The sequence below is a fragment of the Promicromonospora sukumoe genome, assembly GCF_014137995.1.
GTDB lineage: Bacteria > Actinomycetota > Actinomycetes > Actinomycetales > Cellulomonadaceae > Promicromonospora > Promicromonospora sukumoe.
The window spans coordinates 2892015-2914811 of record NZ_JACGWV010000001.1 but is presented as its reverse complement, the minus strand read 5'-3'; the positions used below and the strand labels follow the sequence as shown (position 1 = coordinate 2914811).

16 protein-coding genes are annotated in these 22797 nt (G+C 73.5%); 10 read left to right on the top strand and 6 right to left on the bottom strand.

The annotated features are described in order from the left end of the window. Nucleotides 1–181: 181 nt before the first annotated feature. Together rpsA and FHX71_RS12890 are read left to right on the top strand one after the other, a co-directional pair. On the top strand, nucleotides 182–1660 hold the full coding sequence (gene rpsA, locus FHX71_RS12895) for a 30S ribosomal protein S1 (protein ID WP_182616821.1): 1479 nt from the start codon (nucleotides 182–184) through the stop codon (nucleotides 1658–1660). A 228-nt stretch (nucleotides 1661–1888) separates the two neighbouring features. Further along, a complete protein-coding gene (locus FHX71_RS12890) occupies nucleotides 1889–4867 on the top strand; it encodes a tetratricopeptide repeat protein (protein ID WP_182616819.1) in 2979 nt (992 codons plus the stop codon). 14 nt (nucleotides 4868–4881) lie between these two features. On the opposite strand, the gene FHX71_RS12885 is transcribed toward FHX71_RS12890, so the two are convergent. Then, nucleotides 4882–5805: a cation diffusion facilitator family transporter gene (locus tag FHX71_RS12885; RefSeq protein ID WP_182616817.1), complete on the bottom strand. Its 924-nt coding sequence runs from the start codon at nucleotides 5803–5805 to the stop codon at nucleotides 4882–4884. A 31-nt stretch (nucleotides 5806–5836) separates the two neighbouring features. After that, complete coding sequence (locus FHX71_RS12880) at nucleotides 5837–7726, bottom strand: ABC transporter ATP-binding protein (protein WP_182618680.1); 1890 nt, start codon at nucleotides 7724–7726, stop codon at nucleotides 5837–5839. Between the two features lie 240 nt (nucleotides 7727–7966). Here FHX71_RS12880 and FHX71_RS12875 point away from each other — a divergent pair, with 240 nt between their 5' ends. Further along, complete coding sequence (locus FHX71_RS12875; protein WP_182616814.1) at nucleotides 7967–9199, top strand: cytochrome P450 family protein; 1233 nt, start codon at nucleotides 7967–7969, stop codon at nucleotides 9197–9199. A 71-nt stretch (nucleotides 9200–9270) separates the two neighbouring features. On the opposite strand, the gene FHX71_RS30045 is transcribed toward FHX71_RS12875, so the two are convergent. Next, the gene (locus tag FHX71_RS30045) at nucleotides 9271–10293 is read right to left on the bottom strand and encodes an alpha/beta hydrolase (protein WP_182616811.1); all 1023 of its coding nucleotides are present in this window, start codon (nucleotides 10291–10293) and stop codon (nucleotides 9271–9273) included. Between the two features lie 235 nt (nucleotides 10294–10528). Here FHX71_RS30045 and coaE point away from each other — a divergent pair, with 235 nt between their 5' ends. From coaE to FHX71_RS12845, 5 genes are all read left to right on the top strand, one after another. Beyond that, nucleotides 10529–11158: a dephospho-CoA kinase gene (gene coaE, locus FHX71_RS12865; RefSeq protein WP_182616808.1), complete on the top strand. Its 630-nt coding sequence runs from the start codon at nucleotides 10529–10531 to the stop codon at nucleotides 11156–11158. A gap of 31 nt (nucleotides 11159–11189) precedes the next feature. Continuing rightward, the gene (locus FHX71_RS12860) at nucleotides 11190–11876 is read left to right on the top strand and encodes a pyroglutamyl-peptidase I (protein WP_182616806.1); all 687 of its coding nucleotides are present in this window, start codon (nucleotides 11190–11192) and stop codon (nucleotides 11874–11876) included. An 81-nt stretch (nucleotides 11877–11957) separates the two neighbouring features. Then, nucleotides 11958–14066 (top strand): excinuclease ABC subunit UvrB, encoded by a 2109-nt coding sequence (uvrB, locus tag FHX71_RS12855; RefSeq protein ID WP_182616803.1) that lies wholly within the window; start codon nucleotides 11958–11960, stop codon nucleotides 14064–14066. A 105-nt stretch (nucleotides 14067–14171) separates the two neighbouring features. Then, nucleotides 14172–15143: an NAD(P)-dependent alcohol dehydrogenase gene (locus tag FHX71_RS12850; RefSeq protein ID WP_182616801.1), complete on the top strand. Its 972-nt coding sequence runs from the start codon at nucleotides 14172–14174 to the stop codon at nucleotides 15141–15143. Between the two features lie 254 nt (nucleotides 15144–15397). Beyond that, nucleotides 15398–16432, top strand: coding sequence for a TerC family protein (locus tag FHX71_RS12845; protein ID WP_182616799.1), 1035 nt, complete (start codon nucleotides 15398–15400; stop codon nucleotides 16430–16432). Nucleotides 16433–16574: 142 nt separating this feature from the next. Here the strand turns inward: FHX71_RS12845 and FHX71_RS12840 are convergent, their stop codons facing one another. Then, nucleotides 16575–17441, bottom strand: a complete 867-nt coding sequence (locus tag FHX71_RS12840) for a hypothetical protein (RefSeq protein ID WP_182616797.1) — start codon at nucleotides 17439–17441, stop codon at nucleotides 16575–16577. Nucleotides 17442–17580: 139 nt separating this feature from the next. Then, nucleotides 17581–17862: a YciI family protein gene (locus FHX71_RS12835; protein ID WP_182616795.1), complete on the bottom strand. Its 282-nt coding sequence runs from the start codon at nucleotides 17860–17862 to the stop codon at nucleotides 17581–17583. An 88-nt stretch (nucleotides 17863–17950) separates the two neighbouring features. On the opposite strand from FHX71_RS12835, the gene sthA reads away from it, so the two are divergent. Continuing rightward, nucleotides 17951–19369 carry a Si-specific NAD(P)(+) transhydrogenase gene (gene sthA / locus FHX71_RS12830; protein ID WP_182616793.1) on the top strand — a complete coding sequence of 473 codons (1419 nt, stop codon included), beginning with the start codon at nucleotides 17951–17953 and terminating at the stop codon, nucleotides 19367–19369. A gap of 100 nt (nucleotides 19370–19469) precedes the next feature. Here sthA and FHX71_RS12825 read toward each other — a convergent pair whose 3' ends face one another. After that, entirely contained in the window at nucleotides 19470–19706 is a 237-nt protein-coding gene (locus tag FHX71_RS12825; RefSeq protein WP_182616791.1) for a hypothetical protein, read from the bottom strand. Between the two features lie 219 nt (nucleotides 19707–19925). On the opposite strand from FHX71_RS12825, the gene FHX71_RS30040 reads away from it, so the two are divergent. Next, a complete protein-coding gene (locus tag FHX71_RS30040) occupies nucleotides 19926–22736 on the top strand; it encodes a tetratricopeptide repeat protein (protein ID WP_182616788.1) in 2811 nt (936 codons plus the stop codon). Nucleotides 22737–22797 lie beyond the last annotated feature (61 nt).

Sequence of the window (22797 nt, the reverse complement as noted above, 5' to 3'; positions counted from 1 at the left end):
GGGCCGGGGTGGCCGGGCCGTGCGGCCCGCGCCACCCTGGCTCGCGTTGACCAGGGTGATGCCGCGCCACTAAGATAACTGGCGGTGCCGTGCGCCTTCCGGCGATCTTCGACACCACACAAGCAGAGCAACACAGACCCTGTCCGTACTACGCCATGTCCGCATCGGAGCATCGAACTCAATGACCATCTCCACCCCTGCGAAGTCCGCCCCCCAGGTTGCCGTCAACGACATCGGCACCGAGGAGGACTTCCTTGCTGCCATCGACGCCACCATCAAGTACTTCAACGATGGTGACATCGTCGAAGGCACGATCGTCAAGGTGGACCGCGACGAGGTCCTTCTCGACATCGGCTACAAGACCGAGGGTGTGATCCCGTCCCGGGAGCTCTCGATCAAGCACGACGTCGACCCTGGCGAGGTTGTCGCCGTCGGCGACGCCGTCGAGGCACTTGTCCTCCAGAAGGAGGACAAGGAAGGCCGTCTGATCCTGTCCAAGAAGCGCGCACAGTACGAGCGCGCCTGGGGCACGATCGAGAAGATCAAGGAGGAGGACGGCGTCGTCACCGGCACCGTCATCGAGGTCGTCAAGGGTGGCCTCATCCTCGACATCGGCCTGCGCGGCTTCCTCCCCGCCTCCCTCGTGGAGATGCGTCGTGTCCGCGACCTCCAGCCGTACGTCGGCAAGGAGATCGAGGCCAAGATCATCGAGCTCGACAAGAACCGGAACAACGTCGTGCTGTCGCGCCGTGCCTGGCTCGAGCAGACGCAGTCCGAGGTTCGCTCGACCTTCCTGCAGACGCTGCAGAAGGGCCAGGTCCGTCCCGGTGTCGTCTCCTCGATCGTCAACTTCGGTGCGTTCGTGGACCTCGGCGGCGTCGACGGTCTGGTGCACGTCTCCGAGCTGTCCTGGAAGCACATCGACCACCCGTCCGAGGTCGTCGAGGTGGGCCAGGAGGTCACCGTCGAGGTGCTCGACGTCGACTTCGACCGCGAGCGTGTCTCCCTGTCGCTGAAGGCGACGCAGGAGGACCCGTGGCAGACCTTCGCCCGCACCCACGCCATCGGGCAGGTCGTGCCGGGTAAGGTCACCAAGCTGGTTCCGTTCGGTGCGTTCGTGCGCGTCGAGGACGGCATCGAGGGCCTGGTGCACATCTCCGAGCTGGCCGTCCGCCACGTGGAGCTGCCGGAGCAGGTCGTCACCGTCGGTGCCGAGGTCTTCGTCAAGGTCATCGACATCGACCTGGAGCGTCGCCGCATCTCGCTGTCGCTCAAGCAGGCCAACGAGGGCGTGGACCCGGAGTCCGAGGACTTCGACCCCGCGCTGTACGGCATGGCCGCCGAGTACGACGAGGCCGGGAACTACAAGTACCCGGAGGGCTTCGACCCGGAGACCAACGAGTGGCTCGAGGGCTTCGAGACCCAGCGCGAGTCGTGGGAGGCGGAGTACGCCAAGGCGCACGAGCGCTGGACCGCGCACCGCAAGCAGGTCGCCGAGGCGCTCACCGCGGACACCGAGGCGTCGTCCGAGGCTCCGGCCGCGCCGGCCGGTGGCGGCGGCAGCACCAGCTACTCCTCGGCTCCGGTCGAGGAGGCCGGTGGCACGCTGGCTTCGGACGAGGCGCTCGCCGCGCTTCGCGAGAAGCTCACGGGCAACTGATCTGAGCTGATCACCGACGGCCCGTCGCCCCTTACGGGGGCGGCGGGCCGTCGCTGTGCCCGCTCCGAGGCGGTTTTCGCTCCGCCCTCTTTTCGGCATGCGGTGCCCGGGGCGGTCCGACGGCGCGCAGCACGCCGCTGACCTGCGACGACGCACCGTGCCGGCCGCCGCCGGAGTATCACAGGGCGCGCTGGTCAGGAACCCGCGAGTGCTGTTGGATGGCTCTTCATGAGCCGACCCGGACCCGACGAGGTGCGGAGCCCGGGAGCGCGCGAGACGAGTCCGGCCGCCCTCCTGGCCCCCGAGCGGGAGGTCGTGCCGTTCACGGGACGGGGGCGGGAGCTCGCCGACCTGCGCGCCTGGCTCCGGTCCCGGGACCCGGTGGCGCTCCGCCTCGTGTGCGGCCTCGGCGGCGTCGGCAAGACGCGCCTGACCCTGGAGCTCGGCCGCCGGCTGCGCCGCACCGGCTGGACCGTGGTGCACGTGCCGCCCGGCGCCGAGGTGGCCGCGGTGGCTGCCGTCGCCACGGCCCGGCGCGCCCTGCTCGTGGTGGACGACGCCGGGCACCGCCTCGGCCTGCCCGCGATGCTCGACGCCGTGGCGGCCACCCGGGGCCGCGGGCGGCTGCGGATCCTGTGCACCGCCCGCACGGGCGGCCTGTGGTGGCGCCGGCTGCGGTGGACCAGCACGCTGTGGGCCGGGCGCACGCCGTCGGTCACCCAGATGGCACTGGACCCGGCCCTCGACCGGACCGTCGGGGTCACGTCCGACCCCGCGCCCGGCCTGGAGCTGGACCGCTCCGAGGACGACCGCGCGCTGCTGGACGCCGCGGCCACCCGCTTCGCCCGCGTGCTCGGCCGGCCCGTGCCCGAGGTCGCGTTCCAGCCCACGCCCGACCACCGGCCGCGGGCCCTGGACCTGCAGGCGACGGCGCTGGCGGCGGTCCTCGGCGGCGACGAGCCGGGCCGTGCCGCCCCGGGCCGCGCCGAGCCGGGCCGTGACCGACCACGACCTGGCGGGCCGCCCTGGCCCGGCTTCGAGAGCCCGGGTGCGGACGGCCCGGGCACCCACGGCCCGGGTGCCGACGACGAGGACACGGACGAGCAGTCGCCCGAGACCACGGACCCGGCCCGGGCGCTCGAGACGGTGCTCGACCACGAGCGGGCCGGCTGGTCGCGGTCGGCCGCGGAGGCCGGGCTGGTCGCGGGCCCCGGCGGGAGTGCCGAGGCCGCACTGGCCACGACGATGCTGGTCGGGGACACCTCGGCCGCCGGCGTGCGCGCCGCGCTGCGTCGCGCCGGCGTGGAGCCGGCCGAGGGACGGGCGGACGCGGCGGTCGCGTGGGTCCGCGCGCACCTGCTGGAGGTACCGCGGCTGGCGGAGCTGCTCGTGTCGCGAGTCCTGGCCGAGCAGGAGGGGCTGATCGCGGCCTGCACCCGCGACCTCAGCACCCAGGAGGCCTTCGGCGTGCTGGCGTTCGCGACGGGCATGGGCCTGGACCGCCCGGCGACGGACCGGTCCGTGACGAACGTCCCCGCGCTGGGCGGCCCGGCCGCGGACCTGCCCCTCGCGGGCCGCGACATCCCGGGGGAGCTGATCGCGGCCGCGGCGTCGGCCCTGCCGGACGACGGGCCGGACGACCTGGCCGGGCTGATGCGGGTGACGCGCCGGCTGCCGCGCTCGGCGGGCGCCCTCGCAGTACCGGTGCTGGACCGTCTCACGCACCGCGTCGCCCAGCTCGCCGCCGTCGTGGGCGACCAGGCCACGCAGGGCGAGGCGATGACCGACCTCGGCCTCGTGCTGATCGCCGAGGGCGAGGCCGACGTCGCGGTGCCGGTGCTGCAGGAGGCCGTGGGGCTCTGGCGCGGCCTCGCCTGGACGGACGAGGAGCGCTACCGCCCGGCGCTCTGCACGGCGCTGAACAACCTCGGCACCGGCTACTGGGCGGTCGGGCGGCACGTCGACGCCCTCGCCGTGCAGGAGGAGGTCATCGCGCTGTGCGGCCGGTTCCCGGCGGGCGACGCCCCCTGGGCCGACGCCGAGCACGCGCTCGCCCTGCAGAACGCCGGGGTGTCCTACACGGAGCTCGGCCGGGTCGGTGACATCGAGGCCGCGCAGCGGGCCGCGCTCGGCATCTACCGCCGGCTCGCGCAGGGCGACCCCGTCCAGTACGAGCCGCGCGTCGCCGCCGTGCTCGGCAACTTCGAGGCGCTCACCGAGAGCGGCCGGCCCGAGGAGGCCCTGCCCGCGAACGCGGAGGCCGTGGCGATCCGGCGCCGGCTGGCGGCGGCCCGGCCCGAGCACCTCGGCGAGCTGGCGTGGTCGCTCGGCCAGCTCGGCACCACGCTGGAGGCGCTGGGCCGGTACGAGGAGGCGGGCTCGGTGCTGGTCGAGGCGCTGCAGATCCAGCGGCGGCTGGCCGCCGAGAACGTGCGCGGGACGCGTGCGGACCTGGCGGGGGCGCTCTCGGCGCTCGGCGCCCTGTACTCCACGACGGGCCGCGCCGACGAGTCGCTCCGGCTGGAGCGGGAGGCGCTGGAGATCCGGCGCGAGCTCGCGCGCGAGCACCCCGAGCGGTACCTGCACTACCTCGCGCACTCGCTCTCCAACCTCGGCGTCACCTACGCGCGGCGCGGCCGGTACGACGAGGCCGTGCTCCTGGAGGAGGAGGCCGTGGGCATCCGGCGCAACCTGGCGCGCCGCAACGCCCGGTCGCTGAAGTACCTGGCCCAGTCGCTGTCCAACCTGGGCGTGCGCTACGCCGACCTGGGCCGGTTCGACGAGGCGCTGCCGCCCACGCAGGAGTCCGTCGACATGCTGCGCCGGCTCGTTCGCGACCAGCCCGAGAAGTACCGGGCCGGCCTCGCCGAGGCGCTCGCGAACCTGGGCGCCACGCTGCTCGACCTGGGCAAGCCCGCCGAGGCGCTGCGCCCCATGCGCGAGGCGGTGGCGATGCGGCGGCAGCTCGCCGTCGAGAACCCGGACAAGCACCGTCCCGACCTGGCGCTCACGGTCTCCAACCTCGCCAGCGCGCTGAGCGCGGCGGGCGACAACGTGGCGGCCCTCGGTCACGCGCGCGAGGCGGTCGAGATGCGCCGTCGGCTCGCCGCGGACCTGCCGGAGCGCTACCGGGCCGAGCTGGAGCGCTCCCGCGGGGTGCTCGCCCGGATCGAGGCCGCGATCCGGAACCCGACGACGGTGCGCTAGCCGGCCCGACGGCGCTACGCGTGCTGCGGGTGCTCGTGCGCCACGTGCGTGCTCGGCTCGACCTGGAACGTGGAGTGCTCCACCGCGATGTCGAAGTGCTCGGCGACGCACTCCTGGAGCTGGTCCAGGATGCGCGCCGCGTGGCCGTCGGTGAAGCAGTCGGTGCGGACCACCACGTGGGCGCTCAGCACGGGCAGGCCCGTGGCGATCAGCGACGCGTGCATGTCGTGCACGTCCTCGACGTGGTCGAGGTCCATCAGGTGCGCGCGGACCTCGTCGAGGTCCAGCCCGGGCGGCGAGGACTCCAGGAGCACGGAGACCGTCTCGCGCAGCAGCCGCAGCGCCCGCGGGAGGATCAGGGCGCCGATCAGCAGCCCCGCCACGACGTCGGCCCGCTGCCAGCCGGTGAACGTGATGACGAGGGCCGCGACCACCACCGCGAGCGAGCCCAGCGCGTCGTTGACCACCTCCAGGAAGGCGGCGCGCAGGTTGAGGTTCGCCGTCCGGCGCCCGGCGAGGACGGCCAGCGCCGCGACGTTGCCGAGCAGCCCGACGACGCCGAACACGACCAGCTCGGGGCCGGGCACCTCGGGCGGCGCGACGAGCCGCAGCAGGCCCTCCACCAGCACGTACACGCCTACGGCCAGCAGCACGCCCGCCTGGGCGAGCGCGGCGATCACCTCGGCCCGCCGGTAGCCCCAGGTGCGCCGGGCCGACGCCGGACGCCGCGCCAGGTGCGCCGCGAACAGGGCCATCGCGAGCCCAGCGGCGTCGGTCAGCAGGTGCACCGTGTCGACGAGCAGCGCGAGGCTGCCCGTCAGGAGCGCGCCGAAGACCTGCGCGACCAGGACCGCCGCGGTGATGCCGAACGCGATCGCCAGGCGGCCGCGGGCGCCGTCGGGCGGGTGGTGGTGGTCGTGGGAGTCCACCCGGCCCATCCTTCCAGCCCGGGTGAGGGTGTGCCCGGGCTCAGCCGGCCTCGGCGAACTGCGTGCGGTACAGGTCGGCGTACAGCCCGCCCGCGGCGAGCAGCTCGGCGTGCGTGCCCGACTGGGCCACGCGGCCGTCGTCGAGCACCACGATGCGGTCCGCGGCGCGCACCGTGGACAGCCGGTGCGCGATGACCAGCGACGTCCGCCCGGCCAGGGCCTGGTCGAGCGCGGCCTGCACGGCCGCCTCGGACTCGGAGTCGAGGTGCGCCGTCGCCTCGTCCAGCACGACGACGTCCGGCGCCCGCAGCAGCAGACGGGCGATCGCCAGACGCTGCCGCTCGCCGCCCGAGAGGCGGTAGCCGCGGTCGCCCACGACGGTCTCCAGCCCCTCGGGCAGCCGGTCGACCAGGCTCCAGATGCGTGCCTGGCGCAGCACGCGCTCCAGGTCGGCGTCTGTGGCCTCCGGGCGGACGAACCGCAGGTTCTCCGCGACCGTGTCGTGGAACAGGTGGGCGTCCTGCGAGACGACGCCGATGGTGTCCCGCAGCGACGCGAACGTCACGTCCCGCAGGTCGGTCCCCGCGATGCGCACCGTGCCGGCCGTCGGGTCGTACATGCGGCTGACGAGCTGCGACACCGTCGTCTTGCCCGCCCCCGACGGGCCGACGAGCGCCACCATCGACCCCGCGGGGACCTCGAAGGAGACGTCGCGCAGGGTGTCCGTCGTCGGGTCCTTGCGCTGCCCGGCCACCGACTCCAGGGACGCGAGCGAGACCTCGTCGGCCCGCGGGTACCGGAACGTGACACCCGTCAGCGACACCGAGGCGCCCCGCGCGGCGACCGCGGCCCGCAGGTCGACGGCGTCCGGCCGCTCCGCCACCGACGGCTCCAGGTCCAGCACCTCCAGCACGCGCTCGAACGAGACCAGCGCCGTCATCACGTCGACCTGCACGTTCGCCATCGCCGTCAGCGGCCCGTACAGGCGCGTCAGGTAGGTCGCCAGGGCCACGAGCGTGCCGACGGTCAGCTCGTCCGCGATCACCTGCAGGCCGCCGAACCCGTAGACGCCCGCCACGGCCAGGGCCGCGATCGTGGACAGCCCCACCCGGAACCACGTGCCGAGCAGCGCCGTGCGCACCCCGAGGTCGCGGCGCTCGCGGGCGGGGCCGGCGAACCGCTCGGACTCGGCGTCCGGGTCGCCGAAGATCTTGACCAGGTGGGCGCCCGACACGTTGAACCGCTCGTTCATCACCTGGCCGAGGTCGGCGTCGACCTCCATGCCCCGGCGGGTCAGGCCCGCGAGCCGGCGGCCGAACCAGCGGGCCGGGAAGACGAACAGCGGCACCAGCACGAGGGCGCCGAGGGTGAGCTGCCACGACATGGTGAACATCGCCGCGAGGGTGAACGCGATGGTCAGCGTGTTGGACACCACGGTCTGCAGGGTCGTCGTGAAGGCGCGCTGCGCCCCGAGCACGTCGCCGTTGAGGCGCTGCACGAGCGCGCCGGTGCGGGCCCGGGAGAAGAAGGCGAGCGGCATGCGCTGGACGTGGTCGAACACCGCGACCCGCAGGTCCAGGATGAGCCCCTCGCCGACCTGGGACGAGACGAGCCGGTCGGCGACGGACAGCCCGGCGGCCAGCACGGCGAGCACGGCCGCGGCGCCCGCCAGCAGCACGACCAGGCGGGTGTCGCCGGCCGTGATCCCGTCGTCGATGATCCGCTGGAACAGCAGCGGCGTGGCCGCGCCCGCGGCGGCCTCCAGGGCCAGGATCAGCACGAACACGGTGAGCCGGCCCCGGTAGGGCCGCGCGAACGAGACGATGCGGCGCAGGGTGGGCCGGCCGAGCCGCTGCCGGGTGACCGAGCCGTCCTGCGTGAACGACCGGAGCGTCCGTCCCCCGCCCAGGCTCCCGCCCCCTCCGTGCATGCTCACCGTCGCATCGTCCCACGCGGCGGGTGCGCCGGCGGCCGGCGTCGGCTGCCAGGGGGCCTCGCGGGCCTGATACGCATAGGTGCCGCGACCGTACCCGGTGCACCGCGGGTGACCCGGACCACACGGGTGTTACGCGTGGGCGTCAGATCGTGATAGAAACCCTCGATCGGGCGTCTATGCAGGTCGCCCCATGAATCGATGGATGAGTCCATGAATATCGACGGGTGGAGTGTCATGTCTGAGCTGGAGCCGCAGAGCAGCGGGAGCCGGCTGGCGCTGGTCGAGCTGACCGGTGCCGAGGACATGACGGCGGCACTGCGCAAGCTGCAGGACCAGTGGGGCCCCGTGGCCCCCGTGGACCTGGAGCCGGGGGTACCCGGCTGGCTCGTGCTCGGGCACGCCGAGGTGATGGAGGTGATGCGCACGGAGAGCGTCTTCGCCAGGGACCCGAGACACTGGAGCGAGCGGCTGCCGCTGAACTCTTCGCTGCACGCGATCCTCTCCCCGGCCGGGCGGCGCGCGCTGTACTACGCCGACGGCGCGGAGCACCGGCGGCTGCGGCTGCCCGTCGACGAGGCGTTCGCCTCCATCGACGAGGCGCTGACCGCGGCCATGGTGCGCGGCGTCTGCGGCAAGCTCATCGACTCGTTCGCCGCGCGCGGCGACGCCGACCTGATCGGCGAGTACGCCGCGGCCGTGTCGTTCCTGGCCGTCTCGGGCATGTTCGGCTTCGACGAGCAGCAGGGGATCGCCCTGCTGCGCTGCGCGCACGGCGTGTTCGGGCACGGCGGCGACGCGGTGGCGGCGCTGACCACCATGGACCAGATCGTGCTGGACCATGTGCTGGCCACGCGGCAGAACCCCGGCCCGAACCTGACCGCCAAGTTCGTCGCGCACCCCAACTTCGAGGATGACACCGAGATCGTGCACTCGATGGTCGTGGCGATCTGCGCAGCCAACGAGATGCTCGTGACCTGGATCGCGGCCACGCTGCGCCGGATGCTGACCGACCCGCGGTACACGGGCCGGGTCACCGGCGTGCGGCGCGGGCTCGACGACGCGATGGACGAGACGCTCTGGGGCGAGCCGCCCGTCGCCAACCTGCCGGCCCGGTACGCCGTCACCGACTGCACGCTGGGCCGGGCGCAGATCCGGGCCGGCGACGCGATCGTCATGGGCCTGGCCGCGGCGAACAACGACCCGCGGGTGCGCACCGAGGACGACATGTTCGAGGCGGGCAACCGGTCACACCTGTCGTTCGGCGTCGGGCCGCACGCGTGCCCCGCCCGCCGGCCGGGCCGGCTCGTGGTCAAGATCGCCGTGGAGAGCCTCATGGAGCGGCTCGACCTGCGGCTGACCGACCCCGACGTCACCTGGGCGCCGTCGCCCTGGTCGCGCTACCCGGCCGTGCTGCCCGTGGCGTTCACGCCCGAGCGGCAGCACGCGCGGACGCCCGCGCGGGTCTGACGCGGTCTGACGCACACCCGGTCTGACCCACACCCGGCGGCCGCTGCTCGGCAGCGGCCGCCGGCCTGCTGTCACCGGCCCAGCGACTCGACGAACTGCGCGCTCACGGACGAGATCGCGGACCGCGCCGCGTCGTGGGTGATCGTCGGCGTCCCGTCGCCCGGCTGCGGGCCGTAATCGCCGAAGAACGCGTGGACGGCGCCGTCCAGCACGGTGAACCTCGTGTCCGCGGGCAGCACCTCGCGTGAGGCCTCGATCTTGGCCGGGGTGGCGAGGCCGTCCCGCGACGCGGAGACGGAGTAGACCGCGACCGGGATGCCGCTGAGGTCCTCGGCCGGGTAGGACGCGTACAGGAGCAGGCCGACGACGGGCGCGGCACCGTCGGCGTCCGGGGCCTCCGCATCCGAAGCCGCCTCCGCCGAGGCGACGACGCCGCCGAGCGAGTGCCCGCCCACGACCCACTGCTCCGCGTCGGGCACGCTCTCGCGCGCGGCGTCGAACGCCCCGCTCGCGAGGAACGCGACGGCGAGCGGCTGCTTGGCGATCACCACCGTGTGCCCTTCCTCGGCCAGCGGGCGCAGGACGGCGGCGTAGGCCCGGGCCTCGACCTTGGCCCCGGGCTGGAAGAACACGGCGGTGGCGTCGGCCTCGCCGGCCGGCGCCAGCGTGACGCTCGTGGCGGACTCGGTGACGGTCACGACCTCGTCCGACAGCATCGCGGTCGGCGCCGGCTCGACGGCGGTGAACGGGCGCAGCCAGGCCACCGCGGCGAGCCAGACGAGCCCGGCCACCACCAGGGCGACGTCGAGCACCAGCGCCAGGACCCGCCGTCGGCGGGCGCGGGCCGGCCGCAGGCTGCGCCACAGCACGAGCGCGGAGCACAGGACGGTCAGGCCCAGCAGCACCGCGTAGGCGGGGTGCCCGTGCACCACCGCGCCCCACGCCGTCAGGCAGGCCCACAGCACGACGACGAGCCCCGCGGCCGCGACCGTGCGGGCCGTCCAGGTGAGCCAGACGGGCCGGGCCGCGCCGCCCGTCCCTCGCCCGGCACCGCCGTCGTCCACGGTGCCTCCACCGTCCTCGGCCTCGCGCACGTCCGTACCTCCTGGTCGCTCTTCTGCTGTGGTCGCTCTGCTGCTGTGGTCATGCTCCGGTCCCGCACCGTCATGCTCCCACCGCGCCGGGCCGCGGCGCGCACGGGAGTGCCCGCTGCGCCTCATGTCACAGCCGGCGCGACTCCAGATGCCACACCCGAGGTCCCGCCGCGAGGTCCCGCCCGGTCCGGAGGTAGCCTGGGCGGACCCACCCGACATCGGCCCTGAGGACCACATGTTCCGCATCGGACTCACCGGAGGGATCGCGGCCGGCAAGTCGGTCGCGACCACGCGCCTGGCCGAGCTCGGCGCCGTCGTGATCGACCACGACCTGCTGGCCCGCGAGGCGGTCGCGCCCGGCTCGGTCGGCCTGGCCGGGATCGTCGAGGCGTTCGGCACGGCCGTGCTCGCGCCCGACGGCAGCCTCGACCGGCCCGCCCTCGGCGCCCTGGTCTTCGCCGACGCCGACGCCCGCGGCCGCCTGAACGGCATCGTGCACCCCGAGGTGCGCCGCCTCTCCGCGGAGCGGGAGGCCATGGCCGGGGCCGCCGACGCCGACGCCGTCGTCGTGCACGACATCCCGCTGCTGGTCGAGACCGGGCAGGCCGAGCACTTCCACCTCGTCGTGGTCGTGCACACCCCCGCCGAGCTCCGGGTGCGCCGCCTGGTGGAGGGGCGCGGGCTCACCGAGGAGGCCGCGCGCGCCCGCATCGCGGCGCAGGCGGGCGACGAGGAGCGGCTCGCCGCCGCGGACGTCACGCTCGACGGATCGGGCGAAGAGGACACTTTGCGCGCTCAGGTCGATACGCTGTGGCAGCGCGTGGCCGGCGAGGTCGCGCAGGAGGCGGAGGCGGACTCCGTGTGAACCGGCGACCCCGGGGTGAGGAGCACGCAGGATGAAGGTTCTGGTCACGGGGTTCGAGCCGTTCGGCGGGGACGCCGTCAACGCCTCCGCCGACGCCGTCGCGGCGCTCGCCGAGGCGTGGGCGGGGCCGGAGGAGCTCGTCACCGCCGTCCTGCCGGTGGAGTTCGACCAGGTCCGCGGCGAGGACGGCCCGCTGCTGCGGCTGCTCGACGAGCACGCGCCCGACGTCGTCGTCTCCGTCGGCCTGGCCGCCGGCGTCACGCAGGTGCGCGTCGAGCGGGTGGCGATCAACCTGATGGACGCGCGCATCCCCGACAACGGCGGCGCCCAGCCCGTCGACGCCCCGGTGGTCGACGGCGGCCCCGACGCCCGGTTCGCCACGCTCCCCGTCAAGGCGGCGGTCGACGCCGTGCGCGCCGCGGGCATCCCGGCCGGCGTCACGTACAGCGCTGGCACCTACGTCTGCAACGCCACCTTCTACGCGCTCCAGCACGCCCTGGCCGAGCGGCCCGGCGTGCTCTCCGGCTTCGTGCACGTGCCGCGCACCACGGAGGAGGTCCGCGCGCAGGCCGCGGCGTCCGCCCCGGCCGACGCCGGCGAGCCGCACCTCCCGGTCGCCGACCTCGCCCGGGCCCTGGAGATCGTGGTGCGCACGGCGCTCGCGGCGGCCCGCGGCGAGGTGGCGGAGCCGGCCTCGTCGGGCGGCACGCTGCACTGACGGGGCGCTGAGGGGGCCCGGAGCGGGCCCGCCCAGCGCCCCGCGCTCCGGAGTGTCAGTGGTCCGCCGTACGGTAGTGACATGCGACCCGTGACCGACCTGCAGCGCACGGTGGCCCCGTTCGAGGTCATCTCCGAGTACCAGCCCGCCGGCGACCAGCCGACGGCGATCGCCGAGCTGACCGAACGCGTCCAGGCGGGCGAGAAGGACGTGGTGCTGCTCGGCGCCACGGGAACCGGCAAGTCCGCGACCACGGCCTGGCTGGTGGAGAAGCTCCAGCGGCCCACCCTGGTCATGGCGCCGAACAAGACGCTCGCCGCGCAGCTCGCCACGGAGTTCCGCGAGCTGCTGCCCAACAACGCGGTCGAGTACTTCGTCTCGTACTACGACTACTACCAGCCCGAGGCGTACATCGCGCAGACGGACACCTACATCGAGAAGGACTCGTCGATCAACGACGAGGTCGAGCGGCTGCGGCACTCGGCCACCTCCTCGCTGCTGACGCGGCGCGACGTCGTCGTGGTCGCCTCGGTGTCCTGCATCTACGGCCTGGGCACGCCGCAGGAGTACGTGGACCGCATGGTCCGGCTCGACGTCGGCGACGTCGTGGACCGGGACGACCTGCTGCGCCAGTTCGTGACCATGCAGTACACGCGCAACGACATGTCGTTCACGCGCGGCACGTTCCGGGTGCGCGGCGACACGGTCGAGATCATCCCGGTGTACGAGGAGCTCGCGATCCGGATCGAGATGTTCGGCGACGAGATCGAGTCGATCCAGACGCTGCACCCGCTCACGGGCGACGTGGTGCGCGAGGAGAAGTCGATCTACGTGTTCCCGGCCACGCACTACGTGGCGGGCCCGGAGCGCATGGAGCGCGCCATCGGCGGCATCGAGAAGGAGCTCGAGGCGCGGCTCGCCGAGCTGGAGAAGCAGGGCAAGCTGCTGGAGGCGCAGCGGCTGCGCATGCGCACCACCTACGACATCGAGATGATGCGCTCGATCGGCACGTGCGCCGGCATCGAGAACTACTCGATGCACATCGACGGCCGCGAGCCGGGCACCGCGCCCAACACGCTGCTCGACTACTTCCCCGAGGACTTCCTGCTCGTCATCGACGAGTCGCACCAGACGGTGCCGCAGATCGGGGCGATGTTCGAGGGCGACGCGTCCCGCAAGCGCGCGCTCGTGGACCACGGCTTCCGCCTGCCGAGCGCCATGGACAACCGCCCGCTGAAGTGGGAGGAGTTCACCGAGCGCATCGGGCAGACGGTGTACCTGTCGGCCACGCCGGGCGACTACGAGCGCTCGCTGTCGGACGGCGTCGTCGAGCAGGTCATCCGCCCCACCGGGCTGGTCGACCCTGAGGTGGTCGTGAAGCCGACGACCGGCCAGATCGACGACCTGCTGGGCGAGATCCGCGACCGCGTGGACCGCGACGAGCGCGTGCTGGTCACCACGCTGACCAAGAAGATGGCCGAGGACCTCACGGACTACTTCCTGGAGCGCAACGTCCGCGTGCGCTACCTGCACTCCGACGTGGACACGCTGCGCCGCGTCGAGCTGCTGCGCGAGCTGCGGCTCGGCGAGTACGACGTGCTCGTGGGCATCAACCTGCTGCGCGAGGGCCTCGACCTGCCGGAGGTGTCGCTGGTCGCGATCCTCGACGCGGACAAGGAGGGCTTCCTGCGGTCCGGTCGCTCGCTGATCCAGACCATCGGCCGCGCGGCCCGTAACGTGTCCGGCCAGGTGCACATGTACGCCGACAAGATCACGCCGGCCATGCGGATGGCCCTGGACGAGACCGACCGGCGCCGCGAGAAGCAGATCGCGTACAACACCGAGCGCGGCCTGGACCCCCAGCCGCTGCGCAAGAAGATCGCGGACGTCACGGACATGCTCGCCCGCGAGGACCTCGACACAGCGGAGCTGCTGGCCGGCGGGTACCGGAACAGCCGCAAGGGGAAGGGCGAGGGCAAGGCGGTGCCGGGCACGCCGAAGGAGGCAGCGACGTCGGGCAACCGGCTCGCCGGTGCCGCCGCGAGCGAGCTGGCGGAGCTCATCCAGGAGCTGGCCGACCAGATGCACGCCGCGGCCGCGGAGCTGCAGTTCGAGGTGGCCGCCCGGCTGCGCGACGAGATCTCCGGCCTGAAGAAGGAGCTGCGCCAGATGCAGGCCGCGACCGCCTGAGCGTGGCCCCACAGTTCATCCTTGACCCCCTCCCGGCGCCCGGTGGACGCTGAACGCGCAGGTGGGGGCACACGTCAGGGAGAACAGTGGGTCCAGGAGGCCGCGATGCGGGCACTGACGCAGGACAGGTACGGCTGGGACGCCCTCGCGGTGCGTGACGTGCCCGACCCGGCACCTGGCAAGGACCAGGTGCTGGTCGAGGTGCACGCCGCCGGCGTGAACCCCTACGACTGGCACTACGCGGCCGGGCAGCCGCTGGTCGCACGGCCGATGCTCGGCGGGCTGAGGGGGCCGACGCCGTCGGTCCGCGGCGCCGACCTCTCGGGCGTCGTGCTCAAGACGGACCCGGGCGTCACGAGGTTCGCGCCCGGCGACGAGGTGTTCGGGTTCGGCAGCGGCGGCACGTTCGCGGAGCTGGCGGTCGCGGACGCCGGCAGCATCGCCCGCCTGCCCGCCGACCTGGGGCACGTCGAGGCCGCGGCGATGCCCATGGCCGCGGTCACGGCGCTGCAGTTCCTGCGCGCCGCCGAGCTGCGGGCCGGGCAGCGCATCGCCATCACGGGCGCGGGCGGCGGAATCGGGCACTTCGCGGTGCAGATCGCCGCGGCCTGGGGCGCCGAGGTGACGGGGGTGTGCGGCCCGCGCAACGCCGCGATGGTGCGCGAGCTCGGCGCGTCCGAGGTCGTCGACCACACCACCGACGACATCACGGCGGGCGAGCCGCGCTTCGACGTCGTCTTCACGAACGCCGGCCGGTACTCGCTGCGGGCGCTCGGCCGCGTGCTGGTGCCCGGTGGCCTGCTCCTGGCCAACGACGGCAGCAGGGACGGCCTGCTGGGCCCCATGCCCGAGCTCGCGGTGGCGCCGCTGCTCTCGCGGACGCGCCCGTACCGGGTCGTCAACGTCGAGGCGACGCGCAGCGGCGAGGACCTGTCCGTCCTGGACGGCATGGTCGCCGACGGCGTGCTGCTGCCGATCGTCAGCGCGACGTACCCGCTCGACCGGGCCGTGGACGCGATCCGGCAGGTCGCCGGGCAGGGGCACGCCCGCGGCAAGCTGGTCGTCACGCTCGTCTGACGTGCCGTAGATCACGTTCGGGGCGTTCTCACCGTCCCGTATGCTTGCCCACCGTTGGAGGGGAGTACCTCGCAACGGCTTGGTCGTCATCACAGCTGCCATCGATGCCAGCTCGGCCTGCCGGCTCGTCGTGCGCCATCGCCCGGACTCGTCCAGGGTGGTGCGGGGGCGAGCGAGGAAGACCTCCGGTGCCCTGCTGTGCTCACCGGAGGCTCGATGCGATCGCGCGTTCCTCCCTTTCCCGGAAGGACGCAATGGTCCACGAACTGCCCGTGACCTTCGAACTCATCTCGCTCGGCGCGATGGTTCTGCTGCTGGTCGCCGACCTCCTCATCGTCGGACGGCGCCCGCACGTCCCGTCCATGAAGGAGAGCGCCATCTGGGTGAGCTTCTACGTGGGCCTCGCCCTGGTCTACGGCGTCATCGTCTGGGCCGTCGGCGGCGTCACCCCGGCGGCTGAGTTCTACGCCGGGTGGCTCATGGAGTACTCCCTGAGCGTCGACAACCTCTTCGTCTTCGTCATCATCATGGCGAGGTTCGCGGTGCCGCGGGACCACCAGCAGCAGGTGCTCATGGTGGGCATCATCATGGCGCTGATCTTCCGGGCCGCGTTCATCCTCGCGGGCGCCGCGCTGCTCGAGCAGTTCACCTGGCTCTTCTACCTGTTCGGCGCGTTCCTCATCTACACGGCGATCCAGCAGGCGATCCCCGAGAAGGAGGAGGAGCAGGACGACTTCAAGGAGAACGCGCTCATCCGGGTGATGCGCCGCGTCCTGCCGCTGCACCACCAGTACAACGGCTCCAGCCTCCGGACCACCGTCGACGGCCGCCGGCTCTTCACGCCGATGATCATCGTGTTCCTGGCGATCGGCTCGACGGACGTGCTGTTCGCGCTCGACTCGATCCCGGCGATCTTCGGCATCACGCGGGACCCGTTCATCGTGTTCGCCACCAACCTGTTCGCCCTGATGGGCCTGCGCCAGCTCTACTTCCTGCTGGGCGGCCTGCTCGACCGGCTGGTGTACCTGCCCTACGCGCTCTCGGCCGTGCTGGGCTTCATCGGCATCAAGCTGGTCCTCGAGGCCCTGCACACCAACTCGCTGTCGTGGATCAACGGCGGCGAGGGCTTCCACTGGGCGCCGGAGATCCCGATCTGGCTGTCGCTCACGGTGATCGTGTCGTCCCTGGCGGTCGGCACGATCGCCAGCCTCATCAAGTCCGCGCACGACGCGCGGGTCGAGGCGGCGCGTCCGGTCGCCGAGCCGGAGTCGGAGGACATCTCCCAGTGACGCCCTGAGGGCGTCCGGCCGTCGCGCGGCGGCGCGACGACAGCACAGCAGCAGGCCGGCGGCCGTGCCCCCGCGAGGGGCGCGGCCGCCGGCCTGTGCGCTGCCGCCGGACGGCCCGGGCCCGAGAGCCCGGGGGACCGGCTCAGACCACCGTGTAGTCCACGTCGATCGAGAAGATCTCCCGGTCCCCGGAGCGGATGGTCCCCGTGAACGCCTGGGCGTGGGCGGCGGGCTCGGCCGGGTCCGAGGGCTCGACCTCCACCGTGCAGTGCTCGCCGGCCGCGGCCAGGTTGTCCGCCCGCAGCCGGAACAGCCCCGGCTGCCAGCGCGCGTCCGGGCCCGCCGCCGCCTCCAGGACGTGGTCGAAGAGCGCGAACGCGGCGTAGCCCGCCACCGACACGGGCAGCGCCGGGTAGCCGTCGAAGTGCCCCCGGCACATGGCCGCCTCGACCGCCAGCTTGGCCGCCGCGCTCCGGGCGTCGGTCGAGACGTCGACGAGCGGGGCGGGCAGGCTGTAGGGGTTGGCGGGTTCCGTCGCGTCGGGTGCCCGGGCAGGCCCCATCATGCGCCGGAAGACCGGCACCGACATCACCAGGTACTCGACGTCGAGCCGCGCCACGAGGTTGCCGTGGGCGTCGCGCAGCTCGGTCTGGGCCTCCGCACGGTTGCGGCCCGTCATCCGGGCGCTCGCGGTACCGGTGAGGGCGGTCAGCGACCCGGTGACCGGGTACATCCGACCGACCCCGCGGTGCGCGAGGTAGTAGTGCCGCTTGGTGCTCGGGTTGGTCGTGGCCGCGGCGCACAGACCGAGGATCGCGAGGTGCCGGCCGGCCTCCGCGATGTTGATGTGCGTGGCGTGCCGTCCGGTCGGTGACTGGACGGGAACCGTCGCGCTGGTCAGCCCGGGCGCGGGGCTGGTCAGCGCGTCGAGCGCGTAGTAGGGCGGCGTCACACAGATGCGCGGGCCGATCTCGTCGTAGCCCACCGATGTACCGTCGACAGAGGTCATGCAGTGCCTCCCCGAACATAGTCAGCAGCTTCCGAACAGGCATCATGCGCACCAAGAAGCGCGCCACGCCATGCTCGAAACGTGACTATTGAGTAAAAACCTCTGTATGGATGGGTATTGGGTGAATTTTGCGGCTGCTCTACTCCGCGAAGCCGCCGATGACGACGTCCCACTGCCGGGCGCTGCGCTCGGCCACGAGCCCGCGGAGCGCGAACGGGTCGGGGTCCAGGACGGCCAGCGCCGCGTCGGCCGACTCCGCCTCGATCACCAGCAGCGCGCCCACTCGGCCGTCGACCGGGCCCGAGGCGCGCAGGACGCCGTCCGCGAGCAGCGCCCGCAGGAAATCGCGGTGGCTGGGGCGGACCTCGTCGCGGGTCGCGACGTCGTCGGTGTAGGTGTAGCTGACGGCGTAGGTGCTCATGGGGGCAGCCTGCCATCCGCCCGGGTCAGCCGGTTAATTCTTGATGAAGATGGTCGTCACCGGCCCGCTCGCCCCCCACACTCTGAGCATGGACGCACGTGAGAACCACTTCGACCTCGTCGTGATCGGCTCGGGCCCCGGCGGCCAGAAGGCCGCCATCGGCGCCGCCAAGCTCGGGAAGCGGGTGGCGGTCGTCGAACGGCGGGACCAGGTCGGCGGCGTCAGCCTGCACACCGGCACCATCCCCTCCAAGACCCTGCGCGAGGCCGTGCTCTACCTGACCGGCCTGCAGATGCGCGACATGTACGGCTCCAGCTACCGGGTCAAGGAACACATCACCGTCCCCGACCTGCTCGCCCGCCTCCAGCACGTCATCGGGCGGGAGATCGAGATCGTGCGCAACCAGCTCGCCCGCAACCACGTCGAGACCGTCGTGGGCAGCGCCCGGTTCACCGGACCGCACGACATCGAGGTGGCCGACGCCGAGGGCGACGTCGTCCGGCGGCTGACCGCCGACAAGATCGTCGTCGCCGTCGGCACCGCGCCCGCACGCCCCGCCAACATCGCGTTCGACGGCGTCCGCGTGGTCGACTCCGACGGCATCCTCGACGTCAGCGAGGTGCCCCGCACCATGGTCGTCGTCGGCGCCGGCGTGATCGGCATCGAGTACGCCTCCCTGTTCGCCGCGCTCGGCACCCGGGTCACCGTCGTCGAGGCGCGCGACAAGATCCTCGACTTCTGCGACTCCGAGGTGGTCGAGGCGCTCAAGTTCCAGCTCCGCGACCTGTCCGTCACGTTCCGGCTGGGGGAGAAGGTCGAGTCGGTCACCGCGGGGGAGAACGGCACCATCACCACCCTGGCCTCCGGCAAGCGGGTCCCCGCCGACTGCGTCCTGTACTCCGCCGGGCGGCAGGGCTGCACCGACGGCCTCGACCTCGCCGCCGCCGGGCTCGAGGCGGACCGGCGCGGGCGCCTGCAGGTCGACAAGCAGTTCCGGACCGACGCCGAGCACATCTACGCCGTCGGCGACGTCATCGGGTTCCCGGCGCTCGCGGCGACGTCGCAGGAGCAGGGGCGGCTCGCGGCGTACCACGCGTTCGGCGAGCCGGTCTCCTCGGTGCTGGAGCTGCAGCCCATCGGGATCTACACGATCCCGGAGATCTCCTACTGCGGGGACACCGAGGACCAGCTCACCACCGCGGGCGTGCCCTACGAGGTCGGGGTGGCGCGCTACCGCGAGCTGGCGCGCGGGCAGATCGTGGGCGACTCCTACGGCATGCTCAAGCTGCTGGTCTCCACGGAGGACCGCAGGGTGCTGGGCGTGCACGTGTTCGGGACGGGCGCCACGGAGATCATCCACATCGGGCAGGCGATCATGACCACGGGCGGCACCGTGGACCACCTGGTCGACACCGTCTTCAACTACCCGACGCTGTCCGAGGCCTACAAGGTCGCGGCCCTGGACGCGACGAACAAGATGCGCGACGTGGAGCGGTTCGGGCTCTGACGTACGCGCGCTCCGGGCGTGCGCGCGACGGCGTACGCGCGAGGGCGCCCGCCCACCGTGCGGTGGACGGGCGCCCTCGCGCGTGACCGGTGCGGCAGGACTACTTGTCGCCGGCGATCGCGGGCACCTCGGCGTCCGCGAGCGTGACGAGCGCCTGGGCGTGCACGGCGTGCTGCCACTTGCCCAGGTCCGCGATCGTCTTGATCTTCAGCTCGGCGAGCATCTCGTCGTGCTTCGGCGTGAGGCCGAGCAGGGCCGACGGCGGCGCGGCGAGGATCGCGGCGATGCTCTGGTCCTTGTAGGCCTTGTCGACGAGCTTGTTCAGGTTCAGGCTCACGTGCCTGCCTTTCGTCCGTGCGGTCGTGGATCGGCCGGATTCTCACCCGGCCGTGGGAAGGATGTCGCGATCGAGGGCGGTATGCAACTTATGCCCCGATTGTCGGACTGGCCCGGATCCGGCGGGTCTCGCTTTGTTACCGGGGTGAATGAGTCGGCGGCTACCTCTTGAGTGTTGGACGATCGTCCGGTTGACTTGGTGATCGTGGTGGTCTCGGACGTGTCGACCAGGCTGGCTGCCGCGGTCCGTGCCGCCCGAACGGCGACAGGCCGCGGCTCGCTCCCTGCTGCGGTACCGGAGCCGCCGCGCGACGACGCCAGGTGGCCCGCCGTGCTGCTCGACCCGGCCCGGGCGCTGGTCCCCTTCATGGGCCGCGAGCGGGAGCTCGGCGAGCTGAGCGCCTGGGCGGAGACCGACGTACCGGTCAGCCTGCGGCTGCTCGTCGCCCCCGCCGGCTTCGGCAAGACCCGCCTCGGGAACGAGCTCGGCAACAGGCTGGGCGAGGCCGGCTGGACCGTCGTCCCGGTGCCGCACGGCCGGGAGGCCGCCACCGTGCGCGGCCGGCCCCCGGGTGACGTGCTGTTCGTGGTCGACGACGCCGCGGCGCGGCCCGGCCTCGCCGCGATGCTCGACGCCCTCGCCCGTTCCGCACGCGGCCGCACGCGGGTGCTGCTGCTCGCCCGGGTCGCGGGGGAGTGGCTGCGCCGGCTGCGCTGGGGCTCGACGCTCTGGGCCCGGCTCGGCCCCGGCGACGCCACGCAGACTGCCCTCGACCTGCCGCTGTCCCACGACCTCACCGACGACGCCGTGCTCCAGGCCGCGGTCACCGCGTTCGCCGGGCACCTCGGCGTCCCGGACCCCGACCTCGGCGACGCGCTCCGGGCCGGGCCGGACCCGGCGGGGCCGGACCTGTCCGGCCGCGCGGCCGGGACCCGCGTGTCGGACCTGCACGCGGCCGCGGCCCTCGTCGCCCTCGCGGCGGCGGGCGTGCCGGTCCCGGCCGACGAGCCGAGCCCGCTGCGCGCGCTCCTCGACGTGGCGGTCGCCTCCTGGGCCGGGTCGGCGCGCGACGCCGGGCTGGAGCTGAGCCTGGAGGAGGTGCAGGACGTCGTCGCGGCGGCCTGCCTGCTCGGGGTGGACGACACCGCGGCGGCCCGCGACGTGCTGCGCCGCGTGGTGCCGGGTCTTCCGGTGCGCGCGGGCGCGCGCTGGCTGCTCGGGCTGCCGGCCGCCGCGGGGGAGCTCGGGTCGGGCCCCGGGGGGTCGGACAGGCTCGGCGACCTGCTCGTCGTGGACCGGCTCGGCCGGTCGGTGTCGATGGTCGGCTCGTGCACGTGGGGGCTGTCCCGGAAGGCCGCGCTGCGCGTGGTGCGGGTCGCGCGGCGGCTGGAGGTCGAGCTGTCCGAGCTGCCGGCCGCGACCGCGCTGGCCGCAGAGCTCCTGCGCCGGGCCGCCGACTCCGCGGGCGACGACCCGCGCACCCTGCGCACCGCCTTCCTGCTCAAGCAGCGCTCCGTCGTCGACGCCTCGGTCGACGACGTGGTGCGCGGCGAGCGGCTGGTCGCGACCGCGAAGGACGCCGTGGGCCGGGCGGAGGCCCTGGTCGACCTCGGCACCGCGCTGCGGGACGTGGCGCGCGTGAGCGAGTCGCTGCAGATCCTGGAGGCCGGCGTCGAGGCGTGGCGGCGCATCGCGGCCGGTGACCCGGACCGCTACCGCACCGCGCTGGTCTCGGCGGTCAACGTGCTGGGCAGCGCGCGCTGGCGCGCCGGCAACGCCCGGGACGCGCTCGTGGCGCACCAGGAGGCGGTCGAGCTGTGCCGGGCGGCCCCCGAGCGCGACCGGGGCTGGTGCGACGCGGAGAAGGCGCGCGTCCTGATCAGCCTGAACGTCGCGCAGAACGACATCGGCACGCCGCAGGACGAGGACGAGTCCTTCGCCGAGATGCTCCCGATCCTGCGCGACCTGGTGGAGCGCGACCCGCGGCAGTGGTCGGTGTTCCTGAGCACGGCGCTGTCCAACCGTTCGGTGACGCTGACCGAGAGCCGCCCGCCGGAGGCCCTGCCGTTCGCCCTGGAGGCCGTGGAGCTCAGCCGCCAGATGGTGCTGCAGGCCCCGAAGCGGCACCGCAACGAGCTCGGGTTCGCGCTCACCAACCTGGCCAACGCCTACGCCGCGCTGGGCCGGGACCACGAGGCGGTCGCGCCGCTGGCCGAGGCCGCCGCCGTGCGGCGCGAGCTGACCCGCGAGAACCCCGCCACGCACACCTGGACGCTCGCCTACACGCTCGCGTCGCTGGGCGCGGTGCGCTCCCGCCTCGGGGACCTCGACGAGGCGATCGCCCTGGAGCGGGAGGCGGTGCTGCTGCGCCGCCGGCTGGCCCGCGAGCAGCCGGCGCGGTACCGCCGGATGCTCGCGGCCTCGCTGTCCAACCTCGCGGTCACGCACTCGCGGGCCGGTGAGCCGGAGGAGGCCCTGCCGCTGGAGCGGGAGGCGGTCGCCATCCGGCGGGGCCTGGCCAAGGACGGCCAGCCCGGCGAGGAGCACCTGGCGCACTCCCTGTCCAACCTCGGGGTGCTCTACGCCGAGCTGGGCCGGGCGGACGACGCCGTGGCGCCCACCAAGGAGGCCGTGGACCTGCTGCGCCTCCTCGCCACCGACGACGCCGGCCGGTTCGAGCCCGCCCTCGCCGACGCGCTGCTGAACCTCGGCGCCGCGCTCATCGACGCGGGCCGTCCCGAGGAGGGCGTCGAGCCGACGACGGAGGCCGTGCGCCTGCGCCGGGAGCTCGCGCGGCACAGCCCCGACGTGCACCTGCCGGGCCTCGCGGCCGCGCTGACGAACCTCGTCTCGGTGCACCTCGACCTCGGCATGTCGGACCCCGCTGCCGAGTACGCGCAGGAGGTCGTGAATGTCCGTCGTCGGCTCGTCGACGGCTCCTACGCCCACGAGCAGGACCTCCTGCGAGCCCTGGACCTGCAGGCTCGCGTGCGCCGCTCCGGCGCCGTCGACGGCCGCGCGATCCGCTGAACGCCGCGGGTGTGACGAGTCTCCCAGACTGATCCGTAGAACACCCGTGCGAATGTCGGTG

Coding starts and splice junctions, on each gene's coding strand:
- FHX71_RS12850 (WP_182616801.1), top strand. CDS start 14,172: ATGCGGGCACTGACGCAGGACAGGTACGGCTGGGACGCCCTCGCGGTG.
- rpsA (WP_182616821.1), top strand. CDS start 182: ATGACCATCTCCACCCCTGCGAAGTCCGCCCCCCAGGTTGCCGTCAAC.
- FHX71_RS12860 (WP_182616806.1), top strand. CDS start 11,190: ATGAAGGTTCTGGTCACGGGGTTCGAGCCGTTCGGCGGGGACGCCGTC.
- FHX71_RS12845 (WP_182616799.1), top strand. CDS start 15,398: ATGGTCCACGAACTGCCCGTGACCTTCGAACTCATCTCGCTCGGCGCG.
- FHX71_RS12835 (WP_182616795.1), bottom strand. CDS start 17,862: ATGAGCACCTACGCCGTCAGCTACACCTACACCGACGACGTCGCGACC.
- uvrB (WP_182616803.1), top strand. CDS start 11,958: ATGCGACCCGTGACCGACCTGCAGCGCACGGTGGCCCCGTTCGAGGTC.
- coaE (WP_182616808.1), top strand. CDS start 10,529: ATGTTCCGCATCGGACTCACCGGAGGGATCGCGGCCGGCAAGTCGGTC.
- FHX71_RS12840 (WP_182616797.1), bottom strand. CDS start 17,441: ATGACCTCTGTCGACGGTACATCGGTGGGCTACGACGAGATCGGCCCG.
- sthA (WP_182616793.1), top strand. CDS start 17,951: ATGGACGCACGTGAGAACCACTTCGACCTCGTCGTGATCGGCTCGGGC.
- FHX71_RS12875 (WP_182616814.1), top strand. CDS start 7,967: ATGTCTGAGCTGGAGCCGCAGAGCAGCGGGAGCCGGCTGGCGCTGGTC.
- FHX71_RS12890 (WP_182616819.1), top strand. CDS start 1,889: ATGAGCCGACCCGGACCCGACGAGGTGCGGAGCCCGGGAGCGCGCGAG.
- FHX71_RS12885 (WP_182616817.1), bottom strand. CDS start 5,805: ATGGGCCGGGTGGACTCCCACGACCACCACCACCCGCCCGACGGCGCC.
- FHX71_RS12880 (WP_182618680.1), bottom strand. CDS start 7,726: ATGCACGGAGGGGGCGGGAGCCTGGGCGGGGGACGGACGCTCCGGTCG.